Source organism: Leptospira ainazelensis (assembly GCF_016918785.1).
GTDB lineage: Bacteria > Spirochaetota > Leptospiria > Leptospirales > Leptospiraceae > Leptospira > Leptospira ainazelensis.
In genome coordinates, this window is the sequence record NZ_JAFFPT010000033.1 from 80454 (window position 1) to 106185 (window position 25732).

Annotated in this window: 23 protein-coding genes; 5 read left to right on the top strand and 18 right to left on the bottom strand. The window is 42.3% G+C overall.

The features are described from left to right. Nucleotides 1–38 precede the first annotated feature (38 nt). From JWG44_RS09470 to JWG44_RS09480, 3 genes are all read left to right on the top strand, one after another. A complete protein-coding gene (locus JWG44_RS09470; RefSeq protein WP_205274710.1) occupies nucleotides 39–1025 on the top strand; it encodes a glycosyltransferase family 2 protein in 987 nt (328 codons plus the stop codon). Between the two features lie 34 nt (nucleotides 1026–1059). After that, nucleotides 1060–2949 (top strand): hypothetical protein, encoded by a 1890-nt coding sequence (locus JWG44_RS09475; protein ID WP_205274711.1) that lies wholly within the window; start codon nucleotides 1060–1062, stop codon nucleotides 2947–2949. A gap of 267 nt (nucleotides 2950–3216) precedes the next feature. Beyond that, nucleotides 3217–5232, top strand: a complete 2016-nt coding sequence (locus tag JWG44_RS09480; RefSeq protein ID WP_205274712.1) for a PAS domain S-box protein — start codon at nucleotides 3217–3219, stop codon at nucleotides 5230–5232. A 19-nt stretch (nucleotides 5233–5251) separates the two neighbouring features. On the opposite strand, the gene JWG44_RS09485 is transcribed toward JWG44_RS09480, so the two are convergent. The 9 genes from JWG44_RS09485 to JWG44_RS09525 form a co-directional block, all read right to left on the bottom strand. Further along, nucleotides 5252–6091: a sterol desaturase family protein gene (locus JWG44_RS09485; RefSeq protein ID WP_205274713.1), complete on the bottom strand. Its 840-nt coding sequence runs from the start codon at nucleotides 6089–6091 to the stop codon at nucleotides 5252–5254. Nucleotides 6092–6159: 68 nt separating this feature from the next. Next, the gene (locus JWG44_RS09490) at nucleotides 6160–7260 is read right to left on the bottom strand and encodes an AraC family transcriptional regulator (RefSeq protein ID WP_205274714.1); all 1101 of its coding nucleotides are present in this window, start codon (nucleotides 7258–7260) and stop codon (nucleotides 6160–6162) included. After that, nucleotides 7250–8035, bottom strand: coding sequence for a Rossmann-fold NAD(P)-binding domain-containing protein (locus JWG44_RS09495; protein WP_205274715.1), 786 nt, complete (start codon nucleotides 8033–8035; stop codon nucleotides 7250–7252). The genes JWG44_RS09490 and JWG44_RS09495 overlap by 11 nt, the downstream gene beginning before the upstream one ends. Next, on the bottom strand, nucleotides 8035–9336 hold the full coding sequence (purB, locus tag JWG44_RS09500; RefSeq protein WP_205274716.1) for an adenylosuccinate lyase: 1302 nt from the start codon (nucleotides 9334–9336) through the stop codon (nucleotides 8035–8037). Before purB ends, JWG44_RS09495 begins: the two co-directional genes overlap by 1 nt. A gap of 350 nt (nucleotides 9337–9686) precedes the next feature. After that, nucleotides 9687–10754 (bottom strand): hypothetical protein, encoded by a 1068-nt coding sequence (locus tag JWG44_RS09505; protein WP_205274717.1) that lies wholly within the window; start codon nucleotides 10752–10754, stop codon nucleotides 9687–9689. 11 nt (nucleotides 10755–10765) lie between these two features. After that, on the bottom strand, nucleotides 10766–12577 hold the full coding sequence (locus JWG44_RS09510; protein WP_232371575.1) for an extracellular solute-binding protein: 1812 nt from the start codon (nucleotides 12575–12577) through the stop codon (nucleotides 10766–10768). Nucleotides 12578–12593: 16 nt separating this feature from the next. After that, the gene (locus JWG44_RS09515) at nucleotides 12594–14618 is read right to left on the bottom strand and encodes a RelA/SpoT family protein (protein WP_205274718.1); all 2025 of its coding nucleotides are present in this window, start codon (nucleotides 14616–14618) and stop codon (nucleotides 12594–12596) included. A gap of 2 nt (nucleotides 14619–14620) precedes the next feature. Further along, the gene (nadC, locus tag JWG44_RS09520) at nucleotides 14621–15496 is read right to left on the bottom strand and encodes a carboxylating nicotinate-nucleotide diphosphorylase (protein ID WP_408611940.1); all 876 of its coding nucleotides are present in this window, start codon (nucleotides 15494–15496) and stop codon (nucleotides 14621–14623) included. Between the two features lies 1 nt (nucleotide 15497). Then, nucleotides 15498–15680 (bottom strand): hypothetical protein, encoded by a 183-nt coding sequence (locus tag JWG44_RS09525; protein ID WP_205274720.1) that lies wholly within the window; start codon nucleotides 15678–15680, stop codon nucleotides 15498–15500. A 260-nt stretch (nucleotides 15681–15940) separates the two neighbouring features. Here JWG44_RS09525 and JWG44_RS09530 point away from each other — a divergent pair, with 260 nt between their 5' ends. After that, on the top strand, nucleotides 15941–16447 hold the full coding sequence (locus tag JWG44_RS09530; RefSeq protein WP_205274721.1) for a DUF2628 domain-containing protein: 507 nt from the start codon (nucleotides 15941–15943) through the stop codon (nucleotides 16445–16447). 130 nt (nucleotides 16448–16577) lie between these two features. On the opposite strand, the gene JWG44_RS09535 is transcribed toward JWG44_RS09530, so the two are convergent. The 5 genes from JWG44_RS09535 to lptE all read right to left on the bottom strand — a co-directional run bounded on the left by JWG44_RS09535 (nucleotide 16578) and on the right by lptE (nucleotide 20868). Next, a complete protein-coding gene (locus tag JWG44_RS09535) occupies nucleotides 16578–18218 on the bottom strand; it encodes a lipoprotein LipL71 (RefSeq protein WP_205274722.1) in 1641 nt (546 codons plus the stop codon). Between the two features lie 47 nt (nucleotides 18219–18265). Continuing rightward, nucleotides 18266–18601: an STAS domain-containing protein gene (locus JWG44_RS09540; protein WP_002745051.1), complete on the bottom strand. Its 336-nt coding sequence runs from the start codon at nucleotides 18599–18601 to the stop codon at nucleotides 18266–18268. 70 nt (nucleotides 18602–18671) lie between these two features. Next, the gene (gene tgt, locus JWG44_RS09545) at nucleotides 18672–19796 is read right to left on the bottom strand and encodes a tRNA guanosine(34) transglycosylase Tgt (RefSeq protein WP_205274723.1); all 1125 of its coding nucleotides are present in this window, start codon (nucleotides 19794–19796) and stop codon (nucleotides 18672–18674) included. Continuing rightward, nucleotides 19793–20275: a Fur family transcriptional regulator gene (locus tag JWG44_RS09550; RefSeq protein WP_118970913.1), complete on the bottom strand. Its 483-nt coding sequence runs from the start codon at nucleotides 20273–20275 to the stop codon at nucleotides 19793–19795. Before JWG44_RS09550 ends, tgt begins: the two co-directional genes overlap by 4 nt. 32 nt (nucleotides 20276–20307) lie before the next feature. Next, the gene (lptE, locus tag JWG44_RS09555) at nucleotides 20308–20868 is read right to left on the bottom strand and encodes an LPS assembly lipoprotein LptE (protein ID WP_232371576.1); all 561 of its coding nucleotides are present in this window, start codon (nucleotides 20866–20868) and stop codon (nucleotides 20308–20310) included. 101 nt (nucleotides 20869–20969) lie between these two features. Here lptE and JWG44_RS09560 point away from each other — a divergent pair, with 101 nt between their 5' ends. Beyond that, nucleotides 20970–22718 (top strand): M23 family metallopeptidase, encoded by a 1749-nt coding sequence (locus JWG44_RS09560; protein ID WP_205274724.1) that lies wholly within the window; start codon nucleotides 20970–20972, stop codon nucleotides 22716–22718. Between the two features lie 92 nt (nucleotides 22719–22810). On the opposite strand, the gene lsa26 is transcribed toward JWG44_RS09560, so the two are convergent. From lsa26 to JWG44_RS09580, 4 genes are all read right to left on the bottom strand, one after another. Continuing rightward, nucleotides 22811–23554 carry a surface adhesion protein Lsa26 gene (lsa26, locus tag JWG44_RS09565; protein ID WP_205274725.1) on the bottom strand — a complete coding sequence of 248 codons (744 nt, stop codon included), beginning with the start codon at nucleotides 23552–23554 and terminating at the stop codon, nucleotides 22811–22813. 202 nt (nucleotides 23555–23756) lie between these two features. Further along, nucleotides 23757–24278, bottom strand: coding sequence for a DUF1564 family protein (locus JWG44_RS09570; RefSeq protein ID WP_205274726.1), 522 nt, complete (start codon nucleotides 24276–24278; stop codon nucleotides 23757–23759). Nucleotides 24279–24473: 195 nt separating this feature from the next. After that, nucleotides 24474–25046 (bottom strand): DUF1564 family protein, encoded by a 573-nt coding sequence (locus tag JWG44_RS09575; protein WP_205274727.1) that lies wholly within the window; start codon nucleotides 25044–25046, stop codon nucleotides 24474–24476. A gap of 485 nt (nucleotides 25047–25531) precedes the next feature. Then, on the bottom strand, nucleotides 25532–25732 hold a 201-nt coding region (locus JWG44_RS09580), incomplete at its 5' end, for a hypothetical protein (RefSeq protein ID WP_205274728.1).

Consider the following 25732-nt stretch of genomic DNA (forward strand, 5'->3'; position numbering starts at 1 on the left):
CAAAAAGCCGACTCCTGCAATCCTAACGGGTACATCTTATGGCCGAAAGACCTCCTCTCCTTTCCGTTGTCATCCCGATCTACAACGAAGAAAAAACCATTCCGGAACTTACGAGAAGACTTTTTATTCTCCAAGACCTCTTGATCCAAAATCGTTCCTTCAAAAAAGACGACTTAGAAGTTCTCTTTGTCAACGACGGATCCAGAGACGATAGTTTCGGAGTTCTTAAAAAATTCTGCGCGCAGACAAACGGCTTTCATCTCGTAAATCTATCCCGCAACTACGGTCATCAAACGGCGATTACAGCCGGCATCGATACCGCAAGAGGAGACGCCGTAGTTGTTATGGACGGCGACTTACAGGATCCTCCCGAGTTTGTGGAAGATCTTTACGGAAAACTACTCGAAGGATACGACGTAGTTTACGCAAAACGAAAAAAAAGACCGGGAGAATCCTGGTTCAAACTTTTGACCGCTCACGTATTTTACAGAATTCTAAAGAAGATCACGAGGTTCGACATTCCGATCGACACTGGCGATTTTAGAATCATGAGCCGAAGAGTTACGAACGTTCTTTGTTCCATGAGAGAACAACATCGTTATATACGGGGACTCATTTCATGGATCGGATATAAACAAACCGGACTCGAATACGAAAGAGAGGAACGATTCGAGGGAGTCACAAAATTCTCCGTAGGAAAGATGCTCAAGTTCGCGTTAGACGGAATCACGTCCTTCTCGTCCGCTCCTCTAAAGTTGTCCTCTTATCTCGGTTTTTTCACCGCTTTCGGCGGCGCGATCTACGCGTTATTCGTCATTTATCTAAGAATTTTTACTTCCGAGACGATCACAGGCTGGAGTTCGATGATGATCGTAGTACTCATATTAGGCGGAACTCAGCTTCTCGCCCTCGGGATGATCGGGGAATACTTAAGTCGTGTCAACGACGAGTCTAAAAACAGACCTCTGTATGTGATCGAAAACGTGTATTCTTCCAAAAACGCAAAACAGACAAAGAAAAGATAAAAGTGGAACACCATCCCTTTTTACGGAGACGAAGATGAAAAAAGACAAATTTCCGGTTCCGGGCATTCTACTTTGTTTTTTATCCCTGGGACTTGCGTTTTACATGGGTTATACAAACTGGGAAATTTTTATCAGGACCTGTAGCCTCAAGGATCTTTTGACCTGGGACGAAAACATAAGACTCAATGTAGTCCTCGACCAGTATCAGGATTTTAAGGAATTTAGAATTTGGCGCGCATTTTTCCCGTTTTTAGAATCTCCGACCTGGCCTCCCCTTCGTTCCTTTCTTTCCCTTTTACTCCTTTTGACGCCCGGCGATATGCCGATCACTTGGAAGGATTCATTTTTAGGACTCGTGTTTTACGTCCTTTGTTTTCCCGCGATTCTTTATATAGTTTTTAAAATTACGGGATCTGCTTGGAAAGCGGGACTTGTTTCGATTCTTACCTTGGCTCTGACGCTTCACACAACGGAGGCGCCTTCTTACAGCCTATCCTCGATGCTCGAAACACAGGGGATGTTCTTTCTATTATGGACTTATTATACTCTTTATAAAATTTATAAACAAACCGAAGATGATCCGTATCGAAGCGAATTCGATCAAAAAGAAAGGATCGAATTATCGGTTGTGTTGTCTCTTTTCGGATTGTTTTTTACGAAATATCCATACGGCCTTCTTTTGTTTATCGCGATCGTAGCCTACGAAGCGATTTCCAAACCGAAAGAATATTCCGAAATCGTAAAGTTTGCTTTCGCAAAACGTTACAAAGGTTTCAGAAGAATTTTCCTGATCCTTGTCGTGGCGCTTGTTCTTTCGCTTCCGATCCTAAGAGTGGCGACAAACCTAAACCTGGATCAAAGACAATTCAAACTGATCATCTACTACTGCTCCGTTCTTCTTTTTATCGACTTCAATTTTTTTCTCTACTATCAAAAAGAAGAATGGAAAAAGATCGCTCCCTCTTCCATTCGAGTGATTTATCTTTATGCAATCGCTCCTTCTCTTGCGTGGATATTTGCCAATCCCGATCGAGTGATGAGTCTTATCAACGCGCAAATGATCGTAAACGAATACGTGAAAAGTTTTGTGTTCGCGCTTTTTTCTTCGCCGACCACGACAAGTCCGGTCAGTCACGTCTTTCAGGAACCCTGGATCTTTCGAATTTTTTTCTTCGGCGTAATCGCACTGATGGTCTGGTTTTTTAAAAACCGAATTCAGGAAAAGAAAGATTCGATTCTTACATCGATAACTAAAACGTTTCGAGATCCTCTCGTAGCAATTACAAGTATTCTATTTTTGCAATATATCATTATAGATGCGACCACCGGAAACAAACAACTTCGCCACGTATTCCCTCCTTTGCCCGCGCTGTTTACGATATTCTCCCTTTGGGTATTTCGTTTTATCGAAAGTCCGATTAAAAAAGAAAGAATCGCCGCGACCTGTCTCGGCTTGATCGTTTTTTTGTGGAGTGCGAGTCTCTATGTAAGCGAAGGCGGACTTTTGACTAAAAGTTTTGAAAAGGTTCAGTATTTTTGTTTGAAAGGATTTCAAACCGACCTCTTTCAGCCCGCCAGGGATCTCACGAGCAAAATTTCTGCGGAAGGAAAATACATAGTCTTTAACGGATTTCACGAAGAATTCAACTTCGACAAAAAAGGAAGATTGATCGCCTCCGAAATCGATCTTCTTATGAGAATGAAAACTTTTGCAAAGGGAAAGTATCGCAACGATTCCAGACACAAATGGAAGACTTGGGAAGAATTTTCAGCCGTGCTTGTGATTACTCCGAGCTGCGGCCAAAAGGAAATGATGGATAAGTTTGCGATCCGTTCCGCCGCAGTCGGCAAAAATACAACTCTCAGAAAAGAGTACAAACATCCTTCCGGAAACTATTGTCTTCGGGAATATTCGATTCAATAAGAACGAAAAAAAAGTTAGTATTTCTTTAACGAGGTCCTAACTAGAAAGGATAGTTTCGTACTTACTCTCGTCTCGAACTTACAACTCGGGAGGTCCATCGACGTTGGATCCTAAGAATTCGAATTCTCCGCTCATAGATTTATTCGTTCTACGATCTGCAAAAAGAATCGGATGGACAAAAGCCAAACTTTGAAAGTCGGATTCCTAGAAAATGAATTGCAGGATTGTGAAAGAACCGTCTACTCTAGCATTGATTTTAAATCTTCTATGCAGCCTTCCTGGATCATTCCTTCCATTTTTTTTGCACTTACTGCGGTTATCATTTTCAATCTTGTCTATTTATTCTTATATTTGACCGAGAAACATAAATTCCTCTTATTTTGGTTGTTATCGTGGTTTTTCCAATTGATTTTCCTTTTTGGAAACCTTTATCGCGCAACGCTCGGCCCCGATGAATGGATTTCGGTTGTAACCCATTTCGCGGATATAACCAGCGCTTTCTTTTTACTGGCCGGTTGTTTTCTTTTTCTAAAAAAGGAAATTCCTAAAAGTATCTACTCGGCGTTTCCGATCGGTTTTTTGTGGGTTATCGTCGAAGAAATTTATTTCCAAGGTTCGGTCCTCGCTTCGACTCCGATCTACTTGATTGTCGGCGGCGCTCATATTTATTCGGGTATTCTATTCCTAAAAATTCCTTCCGCGTATTATCGAGGAAACCAAATCGTGGGATGGAACTTTATCCTCTGGGGAATCCATATCCTCGACTATCCTCTTATACGCGACACTCCAAGTCTTGCAGTCGTAGGATTCTTGTTAGGCGGATTTTTCCGACTGAGCTCCGCGATTTCAATTTTGCTGATATATTTCGAGTGGTCGAAAGAATCGGAGACCAGGTTCGACTCACTTTACAAAAAGATCATAGAGACTTCCCAAGAAGGGATTTGGATCATAGACAAGGAGGGAAAAACAACGTTTGCGAATTCGAAAATCGGCGATCTCTATGGAATAAAATCCGAAGACATGCTCGGTATGAATATTTTGGAAGTTGTCGAACCGGAACGCAGAAGTTCAGTCGCTGCTCGCCTGGAAGAAAGGAAAAAAGGAAAAACCGAAATATCCGAATATAATTTTGTAAATCGGCTGGGTGAAAAAAAATTCGCGATCGCTTCGGCAAATCCGTTGTATGATGATCTAGGCAATTACGACGGAGCGCTCGCGATGATCGTAGATATTACTTCTTTGAAGATGGTCGAGGAAAAACTAAAGGAAAGCGAAAGGCAGATTTCCACCGTCATCAGCAACATTTCCGGAATCGTATATCGTTGTAAAAACGATCCGCCTCGCTGGAGCATGGAATATATCAGCGAAGGGTGCCAACAACTTACCGGTTATTCTCCGAACGAGTTTTTAGAAAACAAAACCTTGGATTTCGGAGATATCATCTTAGAAGAAGATCGAAATTTCGTCCAATCCGGGGTCACCGAATCTATCCAAGCTGGAGTTCCTTATCAACTGACGTATCGGATCCGGAAAAAGGACGGGAAGATTCAGTGGTGTTTTGAACAGGGAATCGGCGTTTTTAATTCAAACGGAGAATTACTGGCGCTCGAAGGAGTCATCATCGATTACTCGTTGCCCAAACAAGCGGAGGAGCTGATCAGTAATTCCTTAAAAGAGAAGGAATTACTCTTAAGAGAAATCCATCACCGGGTCAAGAACTACATGCAGGTTTTATCCAGCTTGATCGGACTTCAATCGGAGTATTCTACCGAACCCGGGGCAAAAAAAGTTTTAGAGGAGAGTCAAAATAGGATCGCATCCATGGCGATGATTCACGAAACATTGTATTCGAAAAGCGTGGAGAGTCAGATTTTTCTTCCGGATTATATTCAAAAACTTATTTCCAATCTTATGCTTTTTTTCGGATACGACGACAAAGACCTTCAGACTACCGTTCATTGCGAATCTCTCGTTCTAAATCAAGGAATCTTAATTCCTTTGGGATTGATTCTGAACGAACTCATTACAAATTCTATGAAACACGCGTTTCCGCAGATACAGGGAATTAAAAAACTTTCGGTAAGTTTTACGATGGGGAAACAGAATTTGTCCTGTCTCGAAGTAAGCGATAACGGACCCGGCAAAAATCCGAATTCTCCACCCAATAAAGATTCCCTAGGTATGGAATTGATTTCTCTTCTTACACACCAGTTAAAAGGCCGTTTGGAAGAAGTGGCGTCTAATGACGGTTATACGACACGAATCTTTTTTCCCCTCAAATAAAAAAATCTTTCGAAAGAGGTCACACTGCGGCGGTTTCCTTTGTTTTTCGCATCGGATTGGATATTACCGCCTCGGTGGAATTCGAAGTTCGAGACGCAACGTCTTCGAAAGTTTCTTTGTATTTCTCGTGGTTTGTTCCCATCATTCTATCCCAAAAATTGAAATAGAGGGAATAGTTGCAGTTGAAATATTTATGATGCATGTTGTGATGTGTCGTCGTATTGTGCCAGTTCGTAAATTTACTTTTTAAAAACCAGGAAGGGAACAGTTCATAGGATAGGTGACCCAAAACGTTAAGCGAAGTCATATAAATAAAAAATACGAGCATCGCTCCCTGATGAAGTGGAAACAAGACGGAGGCGAGAGGAATAATTCCGGCCTCTACGACTGCTTCCAACGGATGAAAAGAGAACGCGGCCCATGGAGAAGGATTTGTCGATCTATGATGAACGAGATGAAAACTTTTGAATAGGAGTTTGTGATGCATCATTCGATGAGTCCAGTAAAAGTAGGTATCGTGCAAAAAGATCAAAGCAAGAATGCTAAAGATCAAATACGCGGTTCCGTAATCGGAAACGTTTTCATAGATCAAATTGTATCCGTTTACTTGAGACCAGGCGGTAAAAATTCCAGAAAAGGCAAAGATAAAAAATGTTATCAGGGAATATTTTATTTCATGCCGGATCCTCTCGGATTCCGGTTTTTTACCTTGGATGAGCTTGTGCGAAAGTTTTTTACCTAAAAGTATCCAGACCACCAGAAAAGCGGTTCCGGCAAAGAGCAAATAACGTAGGAATAACGTGCCCCATACAATCCCGAAAAATCCGGTATAACCGACCTTTGAAATCAATTCCGTCATTTTTATTCTCTCCGGCTTCTCTAAGATAAGACTCAAAGAACTTCATTTATAATTATGGCCTGAAGAATTTATTTGGGCTTACTATTTTCAAAATCGTTTAGGTTTATTTTCGGTTCGACTCGATTTTTTCGATATTCGGTCGGAGTGAGAGAGGTAAGCTCCTTAAAAGCCCGATTAAACGGACCTAAGGATTGATATCCAAGATCCATCGCGATTCGAATGACTGGAATCTCATCCTTATTCGGATCCAACAGGATCTCACAGGCTTCTTGAATCCGATACCGGTTGAGAAAGTCGTTAAAATTACGAAACCCGAGATTCCCGTTGATGAGCCTTCTGAGTTTGTACTCGTGCACCTGAAGTTCATCCGCAAGACTCCGTATGGTCAAACCTTCCGAACGATACATCTTGTCTTTTTCGAAAGAATCGATGAGTTTTTTTTGAAGAATCGGATCCAGTGCGAGCGGCTTCTCCTCTTCCACAACCCCGGCCTTTTTTTGGATCAGTCCGTCCTTGAGTTCGAACATCAAAAATTGAAACGCAAGAATGAGTCCCCAGGCGAGAACTCCGTTGATCAGATCTAAGATTTCGGAAACTTCTTTTCCTCTCAAAAAAAGATGGGAGAAGATATTGAGCGCGATCACCGTTCCGGAAATGAGAATATGAATTTGTCTGAGAGTCCGTCTGGACTCTACGAGGTCGTCCTTTCTTCCGATGTAAGTCTGTATGATTGCGGTCAAAACAAAACCGAGGGAAAAGATCGATGGTAAAAGAATACTGGAAAGAATCTTCTCGGACTCGACCGGGCCACGAAGTGAAATTTGTCCCAGTGTCGGATAGGTCGCGATCGTCGAAAGGATCAGCTTTCCGGCAAGAAGAGCCCAAAACCATTTTTTAATTTCGAAATGATCCTCAAAGGCGGCTAACGTAATGAGCCAATAAAAAAAAGGCAAAGCCAAAACCGAAAGAAAAAGAAGATTTCGAATCATCGGAGGGATCTGAACGTTTACGTCCAGGTTGAGAATTAGATAAGAAAGAATGGAAAGAATAAAAAAGACCGCGATCCTTCCTCGAATATCATACCAATAACGTAACGAAAAAAAGAGAAGAAGCGAGATAAGTCCGCCGATCGAAAAAAAATGGAGGATATTTGTAATTTCAGAGATCAATGATTCCTTCCAGATTTTCCAACTCTGTCCAAAAGTCTTTTGTTTGTAAATCAGGAAGCAAGCTCCGTAAGAGTCCGCTATCAATAAAACTGTCTTCTCGTTCGGATTCCACGATTTCGGATTTAGGAATTTTACGGTGTTCTTCCAGGAAGGAAAAAATTTCTTTCCAAGTGTGCCACTGATTGTCCGAGAGATTGAGAACGTTCGGAAGGACTTCAAAACCTTTTTCTCGAATCAACTGTGTTAGACGAACTACGGTTTGAGCGATATCGTCGCCGTGGATGAGATTGAGTTGTCTCGAATTCTTCTTAACCAATCCTTTTCTCGCCCAATCCGCAGGGTTTCTTCCGGGTCCGTAGATCCCGCAGAGACGAAGAATTTTGCCCCCTCTCTGCAACCATTCTTCCTCCAAGGAGAATCGGTCGTGATCGCTCAAAACAGGAGTCGATTCTACGATATCCGGGTCTCTTCGATAGATACTCGTCGTTCCCAGAAGAATCAAATTCTTAACCGATAAAAAAAGAACTTCGAGAAAAAGAGATGGATCGTTTAGTTTTTGAACCGGAAACGTTACGATCCCAAGATCGATTTCCTTTGGAGAAACTTTTTTTGAAAACGCCGCGAGAGAATCACGATCGGAGAAATCAAAATTCTCCGTCTCGAAAATCCGGGTCTTAGAGGAGAAACTGCGAAGTGAGATTTTAGGAAGCGTTTGGAGTTTTTCAGCAATACGCTTCCCGGTATAACCGAGCCCGAATACGGATACGTTTTGCACTAACCCAATCCCAGACGTTTGTAGATGAGTCCGACTTTTTCGAGATAAGGTTCGATCTTAAAGATATCATCCAGGTCTTTTTGCGTAAGAACCTGACTGACTCGAGGATCTTTTTCGAGTCTTCCTTTCAGAGTTTCGGATGGATTCCCCCAGACAGCCATCGCGTGTTCTTGAACGATGATATACGCGTCCTCTCGGACAATTTTTCCTTTTTCAATAAGCGCAAGAAGAACCTTTTGCGAAAAGATCAACCCTCGTGTGACGCCTAACGTTCTTTCGATCGCATCCGGATAGACGTGGATGTTCTTGATCACAAAGAGCATCTTATCCAGGATATATTCCAATCCAATCGTAGAATCCGGAAGTACGACTCTTTCCGCGGATGAATGGGAAATATCCCGTTCGTGCCAGAGAGCAACGTCTTGGAGCCCAACGTTTACGTTCGCGCGGATGACTCTGGAAAGCCCCGAGATTCTTTCGCAGATAACCGGGTTTCTTTTGTGAGGCATCGCGGATGAGCCTTTTTGCCCGACTGAAAAAGGTTCCTCCACTTCTCTTCCTTCTGTCTTTTGAAGAAGCCGGATCTCCGTTGCCATACGGTCCAAAGAGGAAGCCGTTACTCCCAAAACGGAAAGATAAAACGCATGACGATCTCTCGAAACTACCTGGGTTGCAATCGGGTCCACACGAAGTCCCATCTTTTCACAAACATAAGCTTCGATTTCCGGATCGATATTGGAATATGTTCCCACCGCACCGGAAAGTTTTCCGACCGCGATTTCTTCTCTTGCGTCCGCCATTCTTTTCCGATTTCGGTTTAATTCTTCAAAAAATAATGCGAACTTGAGTCCGAGCGTCATCGGCTCGGCGTGAATCCCGTGAGAGCGTCCGATACAAGGGAGATCCTTGTATTGAATCGCCTTTTCTTTTACTGCAACGATCAACTCGTCGGTTTTTTTTAGGATAAGATCCATGGCCTGAACCATCTGCACACAGAGAGCCGTGTCCCCGATGTCGGAGGACGTAAGTCCGTAGTGGACGTGACGTCCGGCAGGTCCGATGTAGGAATTCATATTCGTTAAGAATGCGATGACGTCGTGGTGAACCTTACTTTCGATCTCAAGAATTTCATCCACTTTGAACTTTGCTTTTGTTTTGATTTCTTGGAAATCCTCGGTCGGAACTTCTCCGCGTTTCATCCGGATTTCGCAGGCGAGAATTTCTATCTCTTTCCAGATTTCAAATTTGTTTTCTAATTCCCAAATTTTGGAAATCGCAGGATTGGAATATCGATCGATCATTGCTGGAAGGTCCTTTTAGGAAAGTGAATTCAAGTCCACTCTTCTATAGAAGGCCTTTCTGTAAAAAGAAAAATTGGACCGACAAAATGAGATTTGGATTCGCCGCAAAAGGGGAAACGTGTGCGGTGTTCCGTCCACTTTGTGACGAGAAATCCTTGGTCTGACAAAGGGTCGATCGAAATTCTCGTGAAAACGAATTTGAACTCCGCCAGTCAGAATCCTCTAAACGATTACTATTGTAGATTTAAAAAACGGGATTTCAATTTTAGAATTTAGGATCCGACGACCCAGCATCCTCCTCTCAAGCGCGGTTTTACCGTAAAAGAAGCGGACGGTCTACCGTCCACGTTTCAACCTAACTCAAAAGAGCGCACAAATTCACGGATCGTATTGATATGGTCGATCTCGGGAGAAGGATTCTCCTTACTCGGTTCATAGAGATGCTCGTCAAAAACGTGATAATCAAAAATTTTAAGAGAAAAATCCGGAAACGTAATGATGATATTCTCCGAATGAATATCGAAGATCAACTTCTCCTCTTCCGCGAGGTGTTTTGTCACTTCGATCACCCTGTGAAAATCCAGAGCGATCTTTTTCAACTTAGAACGGCTGATCACTCCGAACTTATGAGTGTCAAAATTCAACTTCCACTTCGGAAAGAACGCGTCCTGCAAAGGGTTTTGTCGGATCTTCTCGTTGAGACGAATGAATTCTTTTAAGTGTTTCCCGGGAAGAAGGTTTTGATTGTCGCAAGGCGTAAGGGTAAGAATCGGAATTCCAAACGGAGTCTTTCTCGCGCGAAGACCCATAAAGTAACGAGTCGGAAGAACCAAATCCGGAATGAGAGATTTCAGTTTCCAATAATGAAGACGCTCGAGACCTAGTCTGGAAAACTTAAACTGAATGTCCTCTTTAGCCGATCTCGTCCAGGTATTGGATTTCAAAAAATCCATCAGATGAATTTCCTCGGGTTTCAGATAACGATCCAGATTCTTATTCACGTGTTTGTATAAGGAACCGAAAATCGGATCCGAAGGAAGTTTGGACTTTCCGATTTTAACGACCTGATTCCAAGGAAGCGCATAAACGAATTTATAAGAGCCCCTTCCGATATATTTTTCGGCGGAAAGAGGCATAAAGTTGTCTAGATATTCTCTCTCATAGCGGTGCGTTATGCGAAATAGATGCGAAACCGGGAACAATCTTTCGTAAGTTTTTCTTACAAAACCCGATTCTCTCAGACGAAAATCGACAGGAAGATCTTCGATCGGAATTTCAGGTTTTGCTTTTTCAGGATCGTAGAAGAGTTCCTTATCAAGCCCTTTCTCCAAGAGCTCGATAAAGTTGGGAATTTTAGGCGAACTTAAAAAATCGCGTATAACTCCGCCTAACTCTCCTAAACGATTTCTCTGAGCCATGAAACTTAATCTTACTGAAAGAAAACCTTTTCAGAAATAGGAGCCAGTTTTGTCTTTTTTAAGATCGCTTCCTCGAGTTGGGAAGAACGTTCTTGATCCAACCACCAAAGCGAAGAGGCTTCTTTTTCGCTCCCGTATTTACCGAGCGGATTTTTAGGAAACTTGAATTTGTTCCAATACATGATTCTTGTAGCGCTCGTATTCCAAAGAAGAACATAAGGAACTTGTGATGTAAGAATCTTATCTATTTTTTTAAGAATCTCGTTTCTTTTTGGAACTGAGAATTCGGCCCTCTGTTGTTCGATGAGTTTATCGACTTCAGGATTCTTAAAACCCGCAAGATTCGGTTGTCCTTTTTCTTCCGCGTATTTAGAATACCACATCGCTTCCGGATCTTTAAAAATCCCTCCGCCCCAAGCGGCCCAGGTCATATCGAAATCATACTTATCCATCCGCGAACTCCATTCCGCGAGATCGGTAGATTCGAGACTGATGATGATTCCGACTTCTTTCGCTCTTTCTTGAATCAGAGTCAGATATTTTTCGGACTTCTTATCTCTTTCCAAAATGCTAAACTTGAATTCTTTACCGTCTTTTTCCAGAATTCCTCTCGCGTTTGTTTTCCAACCCGCTTGAGCGAGAAGCTCCCTCGCTTTTTTCACGTCGAAATCGATCGGAGGATTGGGAGAAGAATTTGCTGGCCAAAGATCTTGGTAAAAAGCGTTCGTTTCCTCGTATTCGTTGTAAGCCAGTTTTTCGATGAGAAGTTTTCGATCCACGAGATGTGCAAACGCCTTTCTCACTCTCACATCGGAAAAAATTTCTCTTCGAGTATTAAAAACCAAACCTTGAAAACCGATCGGTTTGGAATTGTAGATTTTTTGTTTAAGAATGTAGTTTTCTTCGAACTTATCCCCCACCGCGTCCTTTACCCAAAAAGAAGCCGTGTAGGTAGGGTAGATATCTATATCACCTTTTTTGAATGCTTGAAACGCGATCGGCTCTTCGTTATAGACCTTAAAAAGAATCGTATCGAAGTTGTCGAGGCCCTTGTAAAAAGGATAAGCCCGCATCCAATAGTCGCCTCTTCTTCTCATTTTTACGTAACGGCCTTTTTTTGCGGACAACATAGAATAAGGCCCCGAAACGACCGGAAAATCGAAATTCTCCTTATCAAAGTTCCTTCCTTGAAAGTGATGCGCCGGAAGAACGTAGAGGGAATTTGCGATCGTATTAAAATTGGACCAATGAATTTCTTTTTGAGTGAATTCGATTTCTCGATCGCTGAGAACAACGGGTTTTTCAAAACGGGAAAGATCGATGCGAAAAACCGCAGTATTGTTATTCTTATCCATCAAAGTTTCGTAAGTAAAAAGAACGTCATGCGCCGTGATCGGTTTTCCGTCCGACCAGGTAGCGTTCGAATCGATGGTAAAGGAAAACTTCTTTTTATCCGGAGAAATTTTCCAAGAAGAAGCAAGATGAGGAATCGGTTCGAGAGTGATCGGATGATAGTCGAGAAGCGGCTCAAACATCAGACCGAAGATATGGGCGGTCGTGGAGAATTGATCCAAATAATAGTTCAATGATTTCGGAAATTGATGACTGTAGATCCGAAAGGTTCCGCCCTTTTTCGCTTCCGGAGAAACGATCGGATTTTGAACTCGGAGCGCCGCCGGAATCGAATCCGAACTTCCCTTCCAAGGAACGTCTTCTACAACCGCAGAAGTATCGGCTTCTTCTTTTTCTCCACACTGAATGAGGGCGCCTGCGGAAATAAAAAGAAAAGAAGAGTAAATAAAAAGTTGATAGATCTTTTTCAAAAAAAGTCACCTCGTGTTAATTTTTAATTCGATGAGCCTGGTAAACGTCCGGGATTTGTTTTAAATTGCTCAGGATTTCCTTGAGCTGGTCCAAATGTTCCACTTCCACTTCAAAACTGGCAACGAGATTTCCTCTCTGATCCGTGGAGGCTTTGGATTCTCGGATATTGGTCTGTGTGTTGGAAATGGATTTCACGATCTCCATAAAAATTCCTTGGCGGTCCTTGGATTTGACTTCGATCAAAACGGGAATCGATTCGCTCTGACCGTAGTCCCATTCCACCGTGATGACTCGCATGGATTCTTCTTGTTCCTGTTGTTTGGCGGTGGTACATCCTTTTTTGTGAATGCTCACACCTCTTCCTCTTGTGACAAATCCGATGATCTCGTCTCCGGGGAGAGGAGAACAACAACCGGAAAGTCGAACCGGAATTCCTCGAAGACCCGCGACGACAACTTTGCCTGCAGCTAAGTCGACTTGTTTCGTAGGTCTCGAAGAAGGCTTTTTCTTCAGTTCTTCAAGCACATCCGCGTTAAGCGTAATCTCCGCGGCGAACTCCGCTTCTTGTTGAAGATCCTTTTTGGTTTCTTCTCTGAGTCTTCGAAAGTAAGCCCGGAGTTTTTGTCTCGCAGAAGGAGTTCTTACGATCCGAAGCCAGATCGGAGAAGGTTTTGTCCTTTTGTCAGTGATGATTTCGATCTGATCTCCGGAACGGATCTCGGTGCGAAGAGGAAGCATTCTTCCGTTGATTCTTCCGCCTTTGGCTTTTAAACCGACATCGGTATGAATCCGAAACGCAAAGTCCAGGATCGTGGCGCCCTTTGGCAGTTGGAGAATTTCGCCTTTCGGCGTGAAGACGAAGACCTCGTCCTCGTGGAGATCGTATTTTAATTCTTCTACGAACTCTTTCGGATCCAAAGCCGAATCCTGCCAAGAGCTGAGGAGTTCGAGCCATTTTACTTTTACGCTTTTTCCGGTTGTCGAAGGTTTTCCTTCCTTATACATCCAATGAGCGGCGATTCCGTATTCGGCGATATCGTTCATCTCTCTCGTTCGAATCTGTACTTCGAGAGGTTTTCCGTCCGGTCCGATCACCGTGGTATGAAGCGACTGATACATATTAGTCTTCGGGGTCGCGATATAATCCTTAAAACGACCCGGGACCGGGTTCCAAAGTGTATGCACGATTCCTAATACACCGTAACAGTCCTTTACTTCGTTTGCGATGATCCGAATCGCACGAAGATCGAAAATTTCGTGAAACGTTTTTTCTTTTAGTTTCATCTTACGATAGATGGAATAAAAATGTTTAGCCCTTCCGTCCACGTCGGCGTCGATCTGAATTTCGGAGAGTCTCTGAAGAAGGATGATCTTCAGAGTTTCTATAAAACCTTCCCGTTCCGATTTTTTAGAATTGATGTTTTTCTTAACGTCTTGGTATTCTTCCGGATTGAGAATCTGGAACGCAAGATCCTCTAGTTCCGATTTGATCTTATAAATCCCGAGTCTTCCCGCGATCGGCGCGTAGAGAGAAAGGGTTTCCTGCGCGATTCTTCTTTGTTTTTCCGCCGGTTGAAAAGAAAGGGTTCTCATGTTGTGAGTTTTGTCGGCGAGTTTGATAAGAATAACTCTTATATCCTTAATCGTAGCTACGATGATTTTACGGATATTCTCAGCCGCTTCGGTTTCTTTCGATTGGCTTTTGATCTTGGAAATTTTAGTGACACCTTCGACGAGATCCGTGATGTCCTCTCCGAAATCCCGGATCATATCGTCCCGAGAATACTCGGTATCTTCGATTACGTCGTGAAGAAGTCCGGCGCAGATGACCTTTTCGTCCAGACCGAGTTCGAAAAGGAGATAACCGACTTGGAGCGGATGGACGATATACGGTTCTCCCGAAAGACGGAATTGTCCCTGATGAGCCCTTTCGGACACGTCATACGCCTTTAAGACGGATTCGTAAGCGTTGTCTCCGAGAGTCTCGCGGACTCCTTCTAAAAGCATTTCTTTGGATGCGGGAGCTTTCAAAAATCCCATCCTCAGTGTTGTTCTATATCCAGACCGAGGTCCAGAAAACGAGTCGTATGAGTCAAATAACCCATGCTCACACCTGCGCCCGAAAATTCGGAAAGCACTTCCAACTTTTCAGGGGTGATCCCTCCGGAGAATTCGATCTGAATTTTCGGAGCCCTTTTTTTCAAGATCGTATAAGCCGTCTTCGTATCTTCCAAAGAAAAATTATCTAGAAGAATCACGTCGGCGCCGGATGTCATCACGTCCTCGAGTTGTGAGAGAGAATCGATTTCCACTTCCACGAGTCTTCCCGGAAACTTGGAACGGATTTTACCGACGGGTTCGTGCGCGGAGGAATACATCGCGAGATGATTGTCTTTGATCATCGCCATCTCCGAAAGATTGAGTCTGTGATTACTTCCTCCCCCGCAATAGACCGCATACTTAGAGAGTTTGCGATATCCGGGAAGAGTTTTGCGCGTATCCAAAATCATAAGACCTTTTTTTCCGTATTTGGAAACGATTTCTCCGGTGCGCGTCGAGATCCCGGAAAGATACTGAAGAAAGTTCAGAAGAATTCTTTCGATTCGGAGAATTCCGATCAAACTGCCTTGAATTTTTAGAAGTGTATCGCCTTTGACGAATGAATCCGAGTCTTTTTTAAAAAATTCGTATTGGATGGAATTTCCGGAAAGAACATTCAATACTTCTAATACACCGGTTCCACAGAGAATTCCGGATTCTCTCGCGTTCAGGCTGGCGCTCGCTTTTTTTTCGGGAGAAAAAAGGGAAACGGAGGTGATATCCTCTTCGGGACAATCTTCCTGCCAGGCGAGGGCGACTAAGGTTTCGTAGTCTTGATAATTTACGGAAGAAATTGGATGAGTATAGGCGCGCTTCATTTCAATACAAAAGAATGTTTTCCAATTTAGAAGCCACAATCAAGTGAATTTCAAAGAGAATGACAAAATAAGAATCCGCTTTTGCGGAAGGACTTCCGTCCCCTAAGTCCGAAAAGGAAAGAATTTTCAAAATTAAGAAGGGAATGTCAAAAATCTTATCCAAAAAAAGAGCTCGAGGTTTCAATTTTCGGAATTCTCAAACAAAAAACGAAGCGAGAGTCGCGGAACGTCCTCTTCAGAAACAAATTTTCCGTTTTCGGAAAATTCTTAGGAAAAATTCCCGGGAATTTCCGCGAAAGAAGAAATAAAAAACAATCGGATTGAAAATCTTCAAGAGAATCTAACGTAAAACAAAAGAGAGAATTTAGGAATCAAAAAATTTCCAAAAACCTGTTGCCATAATAACCCTCGAGAAGCTCGAAAAAATCAGAATAGGAGATCCATGTGAAAGGAAGAGGAAAGGAAAGATTGGAAAGTCTTTTGAACGAATATGAGAAGGACTTAAATCGGGAATTTATCGGGAACCAAGCCGACTTCTATTTTAAAAAATGGGAAAGGATGAGAAAAAACTCTTCGGCCATGAAAATTTACTCTTGGAACTGGGCTTCCGTTTTTTTTGGACCGGTATGGTATGCCTACAGAAAGATGTATTCGATCGCTATCATCTACTACGGTCTCATTCTCGGGGCTTCTATCATCCTTACTTATGTTTTTGAAAAAGATCTTCCGCACTCGGCATTCGGTGGCGGGATTCTGGTCTTCGGTCTGATGGGAAATTATACCTATCTGGATTTTATTTCTAAAAAAACTCAAAAGATCAGCGAAGATTCGACAAAGGACGAGATGGAGAAGTTGGAAGAATGCAAAAAACAGGGTCGGACCAACCTTGTTGCGGCGATTTTGGCCGGTATTCCGATCGTGATCGGCGTAGTTTTCGAGTTTTTAAGATAAAAGGAAACGTTTGGAAAAGACAGGTTTTCGAAGGTGGAGGCCTTCTCTGAAAAAAGTGGACGGAACTCCGGACACAAAAAAGGCTTGGTCATCTCGACCAAGCCTTCGTCTTAAGGAAGAACCAAAATTCTTACTGTAGATTTTCGGGATTTTCCTCTTCGGCGTTTTCTTCCTCAGGAGCAGGTTCCGAACCAGCGTCGTCTCCGGAAGTTTCCGGCTCTTTCACTTCATTTTTCTTTTTGCTCTCCGCATCTTCGCCGCCGGTTTCAGGCTCGACTTCTTCCGAAGTTGCAGGTTTTTGATTTTGTTCAATCGCCTCTACTTCTTCCGCCGCAGGTTTTTTCTTGCTTGGAACCTTGTTCTTATCAAACTTCGTTGGTCCTTTTGCAGGAGGAATGAGTAATACTTGTTTTGGGAAGATCAAGTTTGGATTTTTAATCTTTCCGCGATTCGCTTCAAAAATCCGTTTCCAAAACTTAGAAGTTCCATAGTGTCTCTTATCTTTTGCAATTCTCCAGAGACAGTCCGCAGGAACTTTTTTGCGAACCACATAACGTTTCCAACCTTCCGGTAAGCCGTCCTCGCCCATTTTCTGAGAAGAATTCTTTCCGTCGGTGGTATTTTCCGTCTTGTCCTTTCCATCTTTTTCAGTTTTAGTATCACGATTCGCGACATTATCCCCGGTTTTTCTTTCCATTCTCTCGGCGAGTTCAGCAGACTGATCCACTACGATTCTGGAAAGACGAATTGCTTCTTCGGAACGAGCGATGGAATCTTCATATTTTTCGGAAGAATAAAGATCCTCTGCGGAAACTCTGGATTCTTCCGCCGCCTTTAAATTTTCTTCAGCTCTCTGATGAGATACTTGGAAATCTCTGGATGCGTTGATTTTTGTTTTATCGAAAGAAGCCAATTTTGTCGTAGCGGATGCAATGCTCTGCTTTGCAAGTTCCTTCTGCTTTTCAGCATAGGCCTTTATGTTTTTTGCTACGAGTTCCCCGGATTTTTTTCGGATATCATCCATTTCGGCATAGCCGTCTTTGATCTTTCCTTCTTCAATCTTCGCTTTCGCAGATTCCAGACGATTTCTGGTCTCCGTTACTTCCGGATCTTTTCCTTCGGCATATTTATCAGCGTCATTCAGATTTTTTTCGATGTCTGCAAGAGAATCAATGAGTTGTTGTTTCTGGGAAAGAGCCAACACCTTGGATTCGTCCGCAATTCTTTTTGATTCTACATATTTCTGATGCGATGCTTCGTATTGATCAAACGCGGCCAAACGAGTTCTTAATTTTGCGTCGTCTCCGGATTCTCTCGGATACGATTCCAAGGTTCTGTCAGCAGTTTCGCGAAGCGTATCTCCCTCTTTCCGAAGTTGAACCGCAGCATTGTACGGTTCGGACGCCAGTTGAGAAGCATAAGCTTCGTCAGCGGAGTCGATTGCCATACTCGATTCTTTTTTTGCTTCGTCTACAGTGGAAGGAAACGACTTTTCGGAAGCGTCTAAAGCCTTCGCTCTTGCATATTCCGCAGACTTTTTCGTTTCCGCCAAATCTTCTTCCGAAGCTTTTTGATGTGCATTCAATAGACTCTTACGAGCTTCTTCTAATTCTGCCGGAGCATATTTCTCGGCGCCCGCAGATTTCGCTCTCGTGATCGAATTCTTTGCGTCGCTTAGCTCCTGAATCGGAAGTTCCGCTCCACAGGCGATCAGGACACCTGTGAGTAAAATTATAAAAACGGAGGATATTTTTCTTTGGATTGATTTCATTGCGGCACCAGGTTTCAGAAAAGGTAGGATAAATTTAAAATCCGATCTTACTTGAAGGCAGACACTGCCTCTGCTTCATTATCAAAAATCTCGAAAAAAGAAGTAAGTTTTGTGAGTTCGAACACTTTTCTTACCGATCCAGAGACATTGATAATTTTGAGTCCCCCCTGATATTTCTTCAGGTTGGAGAGGCTGGAAATCAGTGCACCAATACCAGACGAGTCAATGTAGGAAACTTTTTCCAAATTGATAATGGTATAATATTTTTGTTCCTCGATGAGTTTAGCGATTACATCTTTTATCTCTGGGGCATTGTAGAGATCGATCTCTCCGTTTATGTCCAGAATCACAATGTTCCCGCTTTCTCTTCTGGTTATTTCCATAAATAATCAGCAACTCCTTTCTGTCTCTTTCCGGCCAGCTCTACTAAAGGAAAGGCGATTCTTTAAATAGTCAACCGGAAAATTCAGGCTTTTCATACAAATTTTTCCATCTGGCATAGGTTTCTAAAAATTCTCCTTCTTGAATGGATTTTTGTATCTCGGAGAGAAAGTTTTTCATAAAAAATAAATTATGAAACGTTGAAAGAGAAAATGCAGTGATTTCTCCAACGTGATGAAGATGTCTGATATAGCCGATGCTGTATCTCTTGCAAACTTTACACTGACAATTCGGGTCCATCGGTGAGTCGGAGTTCTTCCATTTCTCATTTCTGAGATTGACCTTTCCTAAAGAAGTAAAAACTTGTCCGTTTCTTGCGTTTCTGGTCGGAAGTACGCAGTCAAACATATCGACTCCATTCTTCACCCCGTCCAAAATATCTGGGACGGTTCCTACTCCCATCAAATAGAGGGGACGACTTCGATCGGTGTGGGAAGAAATTCCATCTAAGATTCTTATAAAATCCTTTCTCGGTTCTCCAACCGAAAGTCCTCCGATCGCAATTCCGTCAAACGGCAATGAGGCGATCGCTTTCAAACTCTCTAGACGAAAATCCAGATCGATTCCACCTTGAAAAATCCCAAAGAGATGTTGAGAATTCTTATTCTTCTCCCAGTGTTCGATTGACATTTCAGCCCAGCGATGAGTTCGGTCCAAGGATTGTCTCAGACGTTCCGAACTCGAATCAAAAGGAGCGCAGTCATCCAAGACCATCATGATATCGGAACCTATGCTCCTCTGAACATCGATCACGGAACCGGGTGTGAAATAATGGCGACTTCCGTCGATATGGGATTGAAAGCGAACTCCGTCCGTTTCATATTTAAAAAGAGAATTGAGGCTAAATACCTGATATCCTCCGCTATCCGTGAGAAGCGCTCCCTTCCAGGTCATGAACTTTTTCAAACCTCCAAAACGATCCAAGACGGAAGTTCCCGGTCGAAGATAGAGATGATATGTATTCCCCAATATTAGAGAATACTCAAGTTCCTCCAGGTCTTCCGTATCGAGCGTTTTGACGACACCGCGTGTGCCTACGGGCATAAAGACGGGTGTATTTAGCTTCACTCCGTTGAGATCGAGAATCCCAGTTCTGGCTCGAGTGTTTGGATCCTCGGAAGTCGTTTTAAAAATCATCTACCGGAAGTGTGTTCGCTACAAGTCCCGTAGATGTTTAAACTATGACCTGTGATTCTAAATCCGTTGTCTTTCGCCGCTTGTTCTTGAAGCTGTTCGATTCTCTCGTCTACAAATTCTACAATCTTTCCGCAGACCGTGCAGATGATATGATCGTGGTGTTTGTGACCGATGATGTGTTCGTAATATTTGTAATCTTTTCCGAAGTTATGTTCTTGGAGAAGTCCTGCAGAAACCATGATGGAGAGAATTCTATAGATCGTCGCTTTCGAGATCTGGTCCCTCTGGTCTTTGAATTCTTCCAAGAGCCCCTCTGCGGTAAAGTGATTGTGGAGGGAAAAAATTCTCTCCGCGACCAACATCCTTTGACTGGTGATCTTGAGTCCTTCTTTCTGAAGGTATTCGGAAAAGGTCTGCATTTCCATGCGGACTGCGGGTTCGGTTTTGTTAAGAATGGCTTCTTGTTTTTCTCGGTTCATAAAGAGATTACTCAAGGGGCGGGTCAAGATTATCAGGGATCAATCTTTCCGGCAATAGAAAAATACCAGGCTCTTTCCATCTCTTCTGCGATCCGGATTGCCATAATTTTTAGGAGACGGGACTGGGCTTGGCTTTCGCTTTCTCGAAATCCAACTTGATCTGAAAAGATAATTCTAACAGGAATTTCCTCTCTTTCCAAGAGGATTTTTTGTCCTCCGGCTTTCTGGAGTTCCAATCTTACGATCACGAGCAATTCTCGAGAGATCGACTGTCCTCCCTGGTCTAAGAGATTTCCTACGAGCTGATAATGAACCACTTCTCCGTAGAGTCTATACGCGGCGAGAGACTTTTCTCTGGTTTGGATAAACCTTCCTCTCGAATCGATTTCCGATCGAACGAGTTCGGTAAGGAGGGTTTGGATTCCCATTCCATAAGAATTGTTTCTAAAGTTTTGTACGTAGATTCTTCTCTGGTCATCGGGGATCGGAACCCCGTCGATCTTCGGAGGATTTCTTGGTTCTCTCGTTAAATATGCGCAGTTAAAAAGGGAGAGGATTGTTAGAATCGAAACTGCCAGACGGCCAAAGGACATAGTTAGAAGGATCTTTCTTGGTCGTACCTCCGGGCAAGAGATTTTTCGGAAGCGCTTTTCGGCTTTACAAATTTCGAATTGAGCTCCAGTTTCTCGGAAGGATGAATCGATTTCTCGTTTTTAAAAGTCTCTCCTTATGGATCTTACTCTTATTCGTAGAAGGATTGGGGGCGGTGGACCGACCAGAACTTCAGCTCTTTCCCGAACTTCAGGGAAAGCTCCGGTTCCCGATGGAGTTTCAAACTCCGATTTCCGGTTCTTTTGCGGAATATAGGGTTCACCATTTGCACATGGGGGCCGACTTTAAAACGTTTCATGTGAACGGTCTTCCGGCCATCGCACCTTTCGACGGTTTTGTAGAATCGATCTCGGAATCTCCGAGTGGATACGGTTTAAATTTGATGGTTCGCTCACCTTCCGGTCTAAGAGCAAAGTTTGCCCACCTTTTCAATCTAGAAGGAGCAAAAAAAGAATTGGAGAATCTAAGACAAGCCCTCCATCTTCTGAGCGACGGGATTTTCTCAATAAAATTTTCAGATCAGAGATTCTCCATAAAACAAGGACAAGCGCTTGCAAGAATTGGAGAATCCGGAACGGGAGTTCCACATTTACATTTTGAACTTCACGGAAATGGAGACACATTCAATCCTCTCGCGTATCTTAGAATGACAGATAAGGACGGAACTCCGCCTGAGATGTTAGTTTTGTACGTTGATTCGTCCGACGGACAGAAGTTTCGCATTCCCCTGGTAAAAAAAGAAAACGGAATTTATGAAACAAACGATTCCGAACCTCTCAAGATCGGCGGAGAGGTCTGGATCAAGTTAGGCGCTTTTGATCGAATGAATTCTAGGAATAAGAATAATGTCTTTTTCGCAAAACTTCTCTCCGGACTTCAAACTCTCTACGAGAGAAAATTTGAAAAGATGAGTTATGCGGAAGCAAGGGAGCACCAATCAATCTACGATTCTAATCGTTCTTCTCTTAATCCCCCTGTCTATGTATACAATCTTTTCCCAAATCAAAAATCGAGCATCGACTTACGATATTTTCCTGAGGGGGAAGAGATTCCTCTTGAGATCATCGCAGGAGATAAAGAGGAGAATATTTCATCTCTGAAACTACGAATTCGAAATACGGGATCGAAGGGAAGAATCGAAAAAGCTACCGCGACCGAGTATTTCTCGAAAGACAAAAGATTTTCACTGAATACTCCAAAAGGAAACACATTCGGAAAAGGCCAGATTCTCTTTGAGAAGGTCGGAACACCGCCGGATCACCTTTTACCGGAAGGGTTAATCCTAAAGAGCGACTTGATCGAGATCGAATCGACCGGAATTAGTTGGTCAGGAGAAGCTAAATTGCTCTGGAAAGGGCGAAGAATGGGAAAAGGGGAAAATCTTTATCTCTTTGAAGAAGGAACAAAACGCTGGGGCGTCCTTAAGACAACTTTTCTCGGAGAAGGAACGAGTGCGGTTTTAAATAAGATCGGAATCATTGCGGTCTTAGAAGATCGTTCAAAACCAAAGATCGAACACCCTTATCTAATCTCCCGTCATAGATTTACGGCGGAGGTCCGACCAGATTCCTTTATAGAAAGAATGTATTCCGTATCAGATATAGGCTCCGGCTATGGAGGAGGCGCTGAAATCCTCTTAGATGGAGAAAATTATCCTTTTGAATTTGAATCCGATCGGAAAATGATTCTCGTAAGAATTCCAAAGGCTTTCGGAAAATTTAAGAGGCGAGTTTTACTTCAAGCGAGAATTAAAGACAGAGCTGGGAATATTTCGGAATGGCTGACAGATCTGATTGATCTGGAAAAATCTCTTGAGAAAGAAAAAGGTTAAATTCTTCTAAAAAGTATTTCCGTCAAAGTCCTCTTTATTCAGAGAGGGCGGAGTTCCGTCCTCTCTGAATAAATCCTTTCGTTAAAACGAAATCACTTCTTCAGTTCAGGATAAGCGCCACCAGCAGGAGATTTATAATTGATTTCGAAAATATCAAAATCGGATTTTCTCCAACCGGTTGCAAAAGCTACTGAAACACCGATAAAGTATTTTGCTCCGAACTTCATCGTGTCCCAAGCAAAGGTAGCGACATTCTCATTCGTGATAGAAAAAGGGTGAACTTTTCCTCGAACTTCATCCAGATAGAGACCCTCATAGGTTCCGATCAAAGTTCCTTGATATTCTAATTTTAGAATTCTTCCAGCAACAGAGAAATTACGCTTAGCGCCCGACTTATCCACAATGATCTTATCCGAAACGTCTTTTGGAATCGATGGCAGTTGTTTAACGGCGCCGATTACTTCAAAATCCGTTGAGAGCGCAATCGGTTCAAATCTATGAATTCTATATTGAACAAGAATCTCTTGATTCAAATTATTATTCAAAAAATTTACAACTTCTCCATTCTCCGGGCGAACACTAAATTCTACCTTTTCTTTGAGAGGGGAAAAACATTCGTCTTTCGAAGCGTCGCATTTTTCTTCTTTATCAAAGGTTGTAAATTCAAGAAGACCTTCGTGAGAATCAAACATAAGCCCACGGCTCTCAAATTGTATGAGTCTCACTACCGCCCAACCTTCTGAATAAGTCCCTGCTGCAAAAACAGTGGAAGAAGAAAAAAGCAATAAACCAAAAGTAAGAGTAAAAGCAATAATTCTTTTCATTTCTCGGAACATCCTACACTCCAAAATTTTCTTAACGACTAAGATTCGAACACTTTAAGACTCGAATCTTCAGTTTCAAGAAAATATTTACAAAATTCTCAAATTTAGATCTTAAGAGCGGCGCGGAAGTTCCCCTCTGATTCTTTTTATTTGAAAAGTAATATTCTTCTAATTCCCCTCTCATCGAGAATTTCTTAAGTCCTAAAGTTTATTTTTAGGTCCCCGTTTTAAGTCGTAATTCGGGAAATGGAGGAAGTAGAACTTCCGATTTCTCTAAGAAGGGATTCTCCGCAAATTTTGACTCCGGGTAAAGATCCATTTCTAAAAGTTTTACGAACATTCTGCACATTGAGATTCCATGGAAAAAGGATAACCTTTTGAGTTCGATCCAATCTTCCTCAAACGGGCGAAAGGAGAATCGGATCAGTCTCAGCCTTTGCTTCTGATAACCGATCTTATTTCTTGGAAAATGAAATTGGATCAAAACCAAGAGAGTTTTTTTCTTAAGACATTGATTCAGAAGCATTCTTAGCGAACCTGCGGCGAGAATTCTTTTTTCCAAATAAGGAATCAATTCTTTGGGAACGTTCAAATCCGAAGGTGAACCTATTTTTTTTAGAAATCCTCCGGTTTCGAAAAAGAAAGATTCTTTCTCCGAAGAAAGATCTTTTTTAGAACGATGGGGCTTTAAAAGCCTTAGATGTCTGATTGGTTGTTTTTCTTTTTTTGTCCTCATACCGTTTACGGTTCCAAGAGAGTTTCAAAGGTAGCGGTTTTTCGAAAAAAAATCGTCTTTTCCATTTTTTTTTTTACACTCGGCTTGAACTGGGTATTTCTCGATAACTTCTTTTTTTTAAGAAATGTTTTTCTGTGATTCCTTTTGGACGGAAGACCAGCCCAACTCCCTCGGAAGATCCGTCTTAGTAAAGGTTCAAGAATCGAAAATGGAATTTCTCCTTACATTCCCTTCGGAAAAAAAAGAGAATGAAATAAACTTTCTTCCAGGAAGAATACTCTGAATCAAAGAAATTCCGCCTCCTTTTCCTTTGATTCTCAAATCTTTATTCTCCTCGAATATGGATCTACTACGGTCGTCGAGAGACTGACCTTCATCAATCTGAAGAAGCATTATAAAAAGATTGCAAATGGAAAGACCATAATATCTCGCAACGACTCTAAGCTCGGCCCAATCTGAAGAATCTGGACGAAACGAGAATCGGATCAGATTAAGATTTGTACTTTGATAAATAGTCTTTTCACTTTTTGAAAACGCAAACATCGAATGAAACTTGGAACGATTCTTCGATAGAATGATGGATAAAAAATTCTTTAGAGACCCAAATTTTGCAATTCGTCTGTTTAATGTAGGAACAAAGCGTTTTGGAATCCAAAGATCGGAAGAAGAAGCTCGCTTTATTTTGGATTCTGCCTTACTCTCGAAGGATCCTTTTTTTGAAAGCGAGCGAACGTGCTGTGAAGAAAGTATGTATTCTTTTTTTCCCATACTTCTTCCGGTTCCGTTAAGAGCGAAAAAGAATGTATATTCCCTCAGAATTTTGGAAATTCTTTATTTTTCGATAAAAAAACTTCCGTGAAACAAAGGCTTGGTCGTTAGATCGTTCCTAAGAAACCTCTCAGGAACGATCTAACTGCAAAATTAGTAAATGATAGATACCGTCCGTTAAAACATTGAGAAGGTATTTATTGTCTAACTTCTCGACCTCAGCTTCAATTGGAACAGGCGGAGTTCCGTCCAATTTCAAACTTGAGATAAAATACTTCTTCGTGAATACAATTTGCATTTTCTAATCCATCCAAATGCAAACTCCTTATTTAAAAACAAGTCGTATCGATCCTCAACAAGCCCCAAGACAAAGCTCCATTCTGCTTATGGACCTTCTCCCAGTGCGTTCAAACGACCAATTTCGCCTAACGTCATACCTTTAGGACATAAACAAGGCCAGACAAAGTATGCCTGGCCTTGTTGCTCTAACAGATCGAGTTCGAGAATACAACTTTCTCTTGGATCTTGTTTGATTCTTTAAATATAGAAAACTCCACAAGATTGATTCTGAATGGAATTAAAAACCGAAACTGAAAGGAATCAATATTCCTGAGGGCATAAAAAAGCCAAGCTGCTTGAGCTTGGCTTATCTTAAATTGATATACCTTTACAACATATAAACTGCG

Excerpts from the sequence above, each read along its gene's own strand:
- JWG44_RS09470 (WP_205274710.1), top strand. The coding sequence starts at position 39 with ATGGCCGAAAGACCTCCTCTCCTTTCCGTTGTCATCCCGATCTACAAC.
- JWG44_RS09475 (WP_205274711.1), top strand. The coding sequence starts at position 1,060 with ATGAAAAAAGACAAATTTCCGGTTCCGGGCATTCTACTTTGTTTTTTA.
- JWG44_RS09480 (WP_205274712.1), top strand. The coding sequence starts at position 3,217 with ATGCAGCCTTCCTGGATCATTCCTTCCATTTTTTTTGCACTTACTGCG.
- JWG44_RS09485 (WP_205274713.1), bottom strand. The coding sequence starts at position 6,091 with ATGACGGAATTGATTTCAAAGGTCGGTTATACCGGATTTTTCGGGATT.
- purB (WP_205274716.1), bottom strand. The coding sequence starts at position 9,336 with ATGATCGATCGATATTCCAATCCTGCGATTTCCAAAATTTGGGAATTA.
- JWG44_RS09505 (WP_205274717.1), bottom strand. The coding sequence starts at position 10,754 with ATGGCTCAGAGAAATCGTTTAGGAGAGTTAGGCGGAGTTATACGCGAT.
- JWG44_RS09515 (WP_205274718.1), bottom strand. The coding sequence starts at position 14,618 with ATGGGATTTTTGAAAGCTCCCGCATCCAAAGAAATGCTTTTAGAAGGA.
- nadC (WP_408611940.1), bottom strand. The coding sequence starts at position 15,496 with ATGAAGCGCGCCTATACTCATCCAATTTCTTCCGTAAATTATCAAGAC.
- JWG44_RS09535 (WP_205274722.1), bottom strand. The coding sequence starts at position 18,218 with ATGAAATCAATCCAAAGAAAAATATCCTCCGTTTTTATAATTTTACTC.
- JWG44_RS09540 (WP_002745051.1), bottom strand. The coding sequence starts at position 18,601 with ATGGAAATAACCAGAAGAGAAAGCGGGAACATTGTGATTCTGGACATA.
- tgt (WP_205274723.1), bottom strand. The coding sequence starts at position 19,796 with ATGATTTTTAAAACGACTTCCGAGGATCCAAACACTCGAGCCAGAACT.
- JWG44_RS09550 (WP_118970913.1), bottom strand. The coding sequence starts at position 20,275 with ATGAACCGAGAAAAACAAGAAGCCATTCTTAACAAAACCGAACCCGCA.
- lptE (WP_232371576.1), bottom strand. The coding sequence starts at position 20,868 with ATGTCCTTTGGCCGTCTGGCAGTTTCGATTCTAACAATCCTCTCCCTT.
- JWG44_RS09560 (WP_205274724.1), top strand. The coding sequence starts at position 20,970 with ATGAATCGATTTCTCGTTTTTAAAAGTCTCTCCTTATGGATCTTACTC.
- lsa26 (WP_205274725.1), bottom strand. The coding sequence starts at position 23,554 with ATGTTCCGAGAAATGAAAAGAATTATTGCTTTTACTCTTACTTTTGGT.
- JWG44_RS09570 (WP_205274726.1), bottom strand. The coding sequence starts at position 24,278 with ATGAGGACAAAAAAAGAAAAACAACCAATCAGACATCTAAGGCTTTTA.
- JWG44_RS09575 (WP_205274727.1), bottom strand. The coding sequence starts at position 25,046 with ATGGGAAAAAAAGAATACATACTTTCTTCACAGCACGTTCGCTCGCTT.